Source organism: Streptomyces sp. NPDC006283, from assembly GCF_040613325.1.
In the GTDB taxonomy this organism is placed as follows: Bacteria; Actinomycetota; Actinomycetes; order Streptomycetales; family Streptomycetaceae; genus Streptomyces.
In genome coordinates, this window is sequence record NZ_JBEXRZ010000341.1 from 1 (window position 1) to 4,647 (window position 4,647).

Annotated in this window: 2 protein-coding genes; both read left to right on the top strand. The window is 62.9% G+C overall.

Features of this window, described 5'->3' with window-relative positions; all coding sequences use genetic code 11:
* The first annotated feature begins 1,356 nt into the window (after positions 1-1,356).
* Positions 1,357-1,878: an STAS domain-containing protein gene (locus tag ABZ070_RS35430; protein WP_356640092.1), complete on the top strand. Its 522-nt coding sequence runs from the start codon at positions 1,357-1,359 to the stop codon at positions 1,876-1,878.
* Between the two features lie 297 nt (positions 1,879-2,175).
* Complete coding sequence (locus ABZ070_RS35435) at positions 2,176-4,248, top strand: hypothetical protein (RefSeq protein ID WP_356640094.1); 2,073 nt, start codon at positions 2,176-2,178, stop codon at positions 4,246-4,248.
* Positions 4,249-4,647: the final 399 nt, after the last annotated feature.

Below are 4,647 nucleotides of genomic sequence, written 5' to 3' on the forward strand. Positions count from 1 at the left end.
CAGACCCCCGCCCTGCGGATACCTCATCCAACCGGCTTACCTCGACGATCACCAACCGTCAGCCCCTACGACAAGACGACTTCAACGTCAGTAGCCGGCCCGTCCTCCCGGATGTGGCGTTCGCGTTCGAGATCGGCGGCGGGCGTCTTCGCAGCGGGGGCACAACCTGCCGTCCTCGGGCCGGTGGGCCCTTCTCGCGGCGCCTGCCTGTGTTGGCTGCGTCGACGTCGGCGCAGCACGACGGGCACGACCAGGACCATGAGGCCTTGAACTCTTCGCGGCTCTGGTGATCCTCGAGGACCCGGGGGCCCGCTCCCGTTCCGCGCGGCGCTGTTCGCCGCGGGCGTCGTGGTCGGCCTTCGTGCAGGTGTTGGTCAGCGCGTCGGTAAGGGGCTGCCATTCGGAGCGGCCGAAGCGCCACCCATCTCGACCACCTGTGTGCCCTTGGCGCGCAGGTGGTCGAGATGGGTGGCGATCACGGGGACGGTGTCGGCGAAGTCCCCCAGCCGTCCCGTTCCTCGCCGTCGACCAGCAAGTGCCAGCCGGTGTCGGTCTGCCAGTGGCCTTCACCCCTACTGCGGATGACCGTCGGCAAAGCGCCCACGCGACTATGGCCTGCATGGATCCCACCCAATCGGTGGCCGAGTTGAAAAGGCTGCCTACCTTGCTGCCCAGGTCGATCATTGAGCCCAGAACAACCGGGAATGCCCACATTCCGCCCGGTTGCAGCACATCGGAAACCCAGGAACACCTGACGGGACCTCACCAAAAACCCCCATGAATTGATAGCCACTCAGCCCCGCCATAACATTCCAGCCCAACAGCCCTACCTCGATGGGAATCTGACGCCCCCGCAAACATCACATCGCCAAGCAGAGCCGCTTTTACGATCAAGGAAATCAGCCCCGCATCAGCCACGAATACGCCTCCACGCCTTGACACTCCAGTCGGCAACGATATGGTCTAAAACAGTTACCAGCGGTAATCCCGCTTGGCGGTCGTGGCCAGAAGCCCTCCCCCGCAGACCGCGGGAGAGGGAGCAAAGGACGCGGTCAGCACACGACAAAGAGCCCCGTACGCACCTCTACCAAGCCCCGTATTCCCGGCTACCGCGCCGCGGGAAAGACTGGGACTGCGAACCAGGTCGACCCGGGAGCCCGGCTGCCACTAAACACTCTGTTCGCCGTGATGCGCGAGCACGGCGTCGAGTCGGTCACGCATTCCTAGACAGGCAAATACCCCTCCCGCTCCGAGGGCGCGACCCATCGGAGAACCACCATAAGGATTCCTGCGCAGCCAGGCGTTCAAAAACCAACCAGGCGCACAGGCCAGCCCCGAGTGACGTGGAGATCATCAATGAAGACAGTGAACGAGGAACCGCAGCAGCCGACAACTGAGACACTGCCCCCCGGCGACTTCTCCTGCTCCGCACGGCTGGAGGGATCGACACTACTGCTCACCCCAAAAGGAGAAATAGACTTCGCCACCCGGCCGGCACTGAACACCATCCGCCAGCTTATCAGCCCCCGGCTATCAACCGTGCGCATCAACCTCCACAACGTCCCCTTCATGGACTCCACCGCAGTCAACTTCCTCACATCACTCCAAACCGGCTGCAGGCAATTTAACATCCAACTCGAGATCACCGGCCTAAACCTGCAACAACGGAAGTTACTGGAGATATTCACCGGCCACCCACTCCTCACCCTCCTCCCCAAACAGCTCCCGCACACCGCACACCATGGCCCCAGTGACGGCGCCGTGGCGGCCCTGCGCCGCCCCACGCAGCACCAGCAGCGATCACGTATCCCGGCTCTGACGATGCCTGGCAACGGAGCTCACCAGCGTGAACCCCAGACATCATCTACGTCCGGATAAAACACTGCGACCAAAGTCGCACCCCAGCCATTGTCAGACTACCCCGCAACCCCGCACCCCGTACCTTCGCCACATTGCAGCACCAGCCGACCCACAACTAAATTCATACAAAACACGACCACGCGGCCATGACCCACCGAGAACCGAACACAGCCACTCCGGCAAATTATTCCGGAAATCGCATTCCCGGCGAATTGCTCACGGAAAATCACCGCAGAAGTCCCGCAGCATCCCGAAACATTCGACCTCCGGACAACAGATCCACGTGCACGCGAACAGCACCAGGAAGGATAAAAAATGAACAACTCCAGCAACCAGCGTGGCCGCGGGCGACACCGCCTGAAAAGGCCCACCACCAGCCTGAAGAACAAGCGCCTCCTCACCGCAACCGCCGCCACCCTGGCTGCAACCGGCGGCATACAACTAGCAGCCGCCACCAGCAGCTCAGCCGAGGTAAATCCGATCACGACTCGCACCGGGGAACCGATGTTCACGGCGCCAGCTCCAGGCACCAAGACACTGTTCTACAAGTTCGATCCTAGCGTCAACGAGCGGGGAAGAGGATTAACTAATGAGGCATTCGGAAATTGGAACAATGCAGTTCACCACCCGCTCTTCGTCATCGCCAAGGAAGGGCAAAACTATCAAACGCTAGTAAAGTTGGTGACTGATGGAGGCGTGTCCTACAGTGTCCCGAACGAACCTATCAATATCGCCCCGCGACATTTCGAAGCGACTGACTGGGGAAAGGTTTTAAAGCAGAAGGTAGGAGACTACTTCGAGAACGGGAAACGGGTGGAGATTCCCCCGGGTAAGCTGGTGAGCCAAGAGGGCTACGGGGACCCTCGGTGGGACCGGGCGCTGAAGGCGTATAGAATGAGCGGCTCTTTCATTACTACACCTGAAGAGTGGGACAGGTATGTGCATGATAATGCATTGCGAGTTGTCGCCCACGAAGCCGGACACCATCTTGGCCTGGACCACCCTATAAACGCGACAGCCGATGAAGTGATGATCGGGACGGAGACGCTCGAACGCGGCAAAATGACACCGACAGATGTAGACGGGAAGCCGTACCACAGCATGCCGACCGGTCCGAACAGGCTCGAGGCTGCCGAGGTAATGCGCATCTACGGTCTTGGAAATTCGAACACCACCCCAGATCGCAACCCCTCCGGAGAGACAGGGCATCAGGAGGCGCCTCCCTCAAGCATCATTCCGCAAAACACAGGCGACTCGTTTACCCCGGACCCGAAGAAGCCCTACTTCGTCAAGTACGGTGATGACCTCAGAGTCTTCGATCCGCAAACCGGCGGCTACGCTGCTGCGGATGGCTGGTTGAATGCCCACCCGGGCCAAACCGTCAATCAGATCATGGATGACGAAACTAACACCCTCAAGCCGTACACGAACAAAGCCCCCCATTCGCGGATTCCGCGGGCCGCTCAGTCTCAGGAGGCTGGTGTTCCGGGTGGGCAGTCCGGTCCGGGCTCTACCACCAGCGCCGGCATGAGTGGTCAGGGTGGCACCAGCACTGCCAACGATGCCGGTGGCCACCAGCCGGCAGCGGCCGCTTCCACGTCCCAGTCGCAGGATGAGGGGCAGGGAGGCGGGGCACCGGCCCAAAAAGCCCCGCAGCCCACGTTTTCATCCGCTAGCCACAGCGACCCCGCTCAGCAGAGCCAGCAGGCTGCCTCGGGTTCATCCGGCGACGTCGCCGGGCCCGGTGCCGCCGACAGCGGACCGGCACAGCCCCCCGTATCTGACACGCAGACCGCAACTCCCACCGCCACACACGAACACAGCCCGACCGGAAATGACACGCCAACCGGCCCCACTGAACCACCCGTCAGCCAGTGGGAGGAAACACTCAACCGCGGCGCCAAGGCCATCAACGACATCATCCACGGCAACCCCACCGGCCACGGCATCGACAGCTCGACCGGCCAGCTTGACGTCGACACCAGTGACGGCAACGGCGGCCAGGGCCACGGCGACCTCAGTGACAGCAGCAACGGCCAGACCCACGACTACAGCCAGATCGCCGGTCAGAACCAGACTCCGAACACCCCCGCCACCAGCCACGACGCCACCGGCACAACCAGCAACCCCAGCGGAAACCTGCTGACTGACGTCCTTGGCACCGGCACCGGCAACCCTACGGACTCGGACCCCATCAGTAACACGCCTGCCGACACCGGCAGCGGGGACACATGGGAAACCAACGACACCGGCAGCGGGGGCACGTGGGGAACCACCGACTACAGCAACACCAGCACCGGCGACACCGGAAGCGCAGGCCAGTGGGGAACCGGCGACTACAGCAGCGGCAACAACACCGGTGACTTTGGTGGCGGAGGTGACTGGTGAGGCCCTGACCACTGTCGCTTTGCGAGCCCGTGCGGGGGGTGTCGGAGGATGCGCCCCGCACGCCCCTCACAGCCGGGTGTTGGTGAACGTGCCGTCAACAGCCGGGTTCCCGTTTGCGCCAGCGGGGGTGGGTTGGTGTCGCCGGCACAGGCTCCCTGCCCGGTCCCCAGGGCTCACGCAGAGCAGCTGGAGGAACCGAGGCTCACCTCGGGATCTTCCAAAGCAACAGCAACCCGCCGCGCTCGCAGCCCGCGGGCTGGAGTGAGCAGCAGTGTGACGTCACCCCGCCGGAGCAGCCCCGGCCATACCGTCCCGTCACGGGGACCGGGGCCTATCCCGCACACTCATGAAGACCACGATCGCGTTCCGCCGGATCAGCACTCCCGCCGCGCCGATGGT

What these genes read in the sequence shown, in the direction of transcription:
- ABZ070_RS35430 (WP_356640092.1), top strand. Translation starts at nt 1,357, where the DNA reads ATGAAGACAGTGAACGAGGAACCGCAGCAGCCGACAACTGAGACACTG.
- ABZ070_RS35435 (WP_356640094.1), top strand. Translation starts at nt 2,176, where the DNA reads ATGAACAACTCCAGCAACCAGCGTGGCCGCGGGCGACACCGCCTGAAA.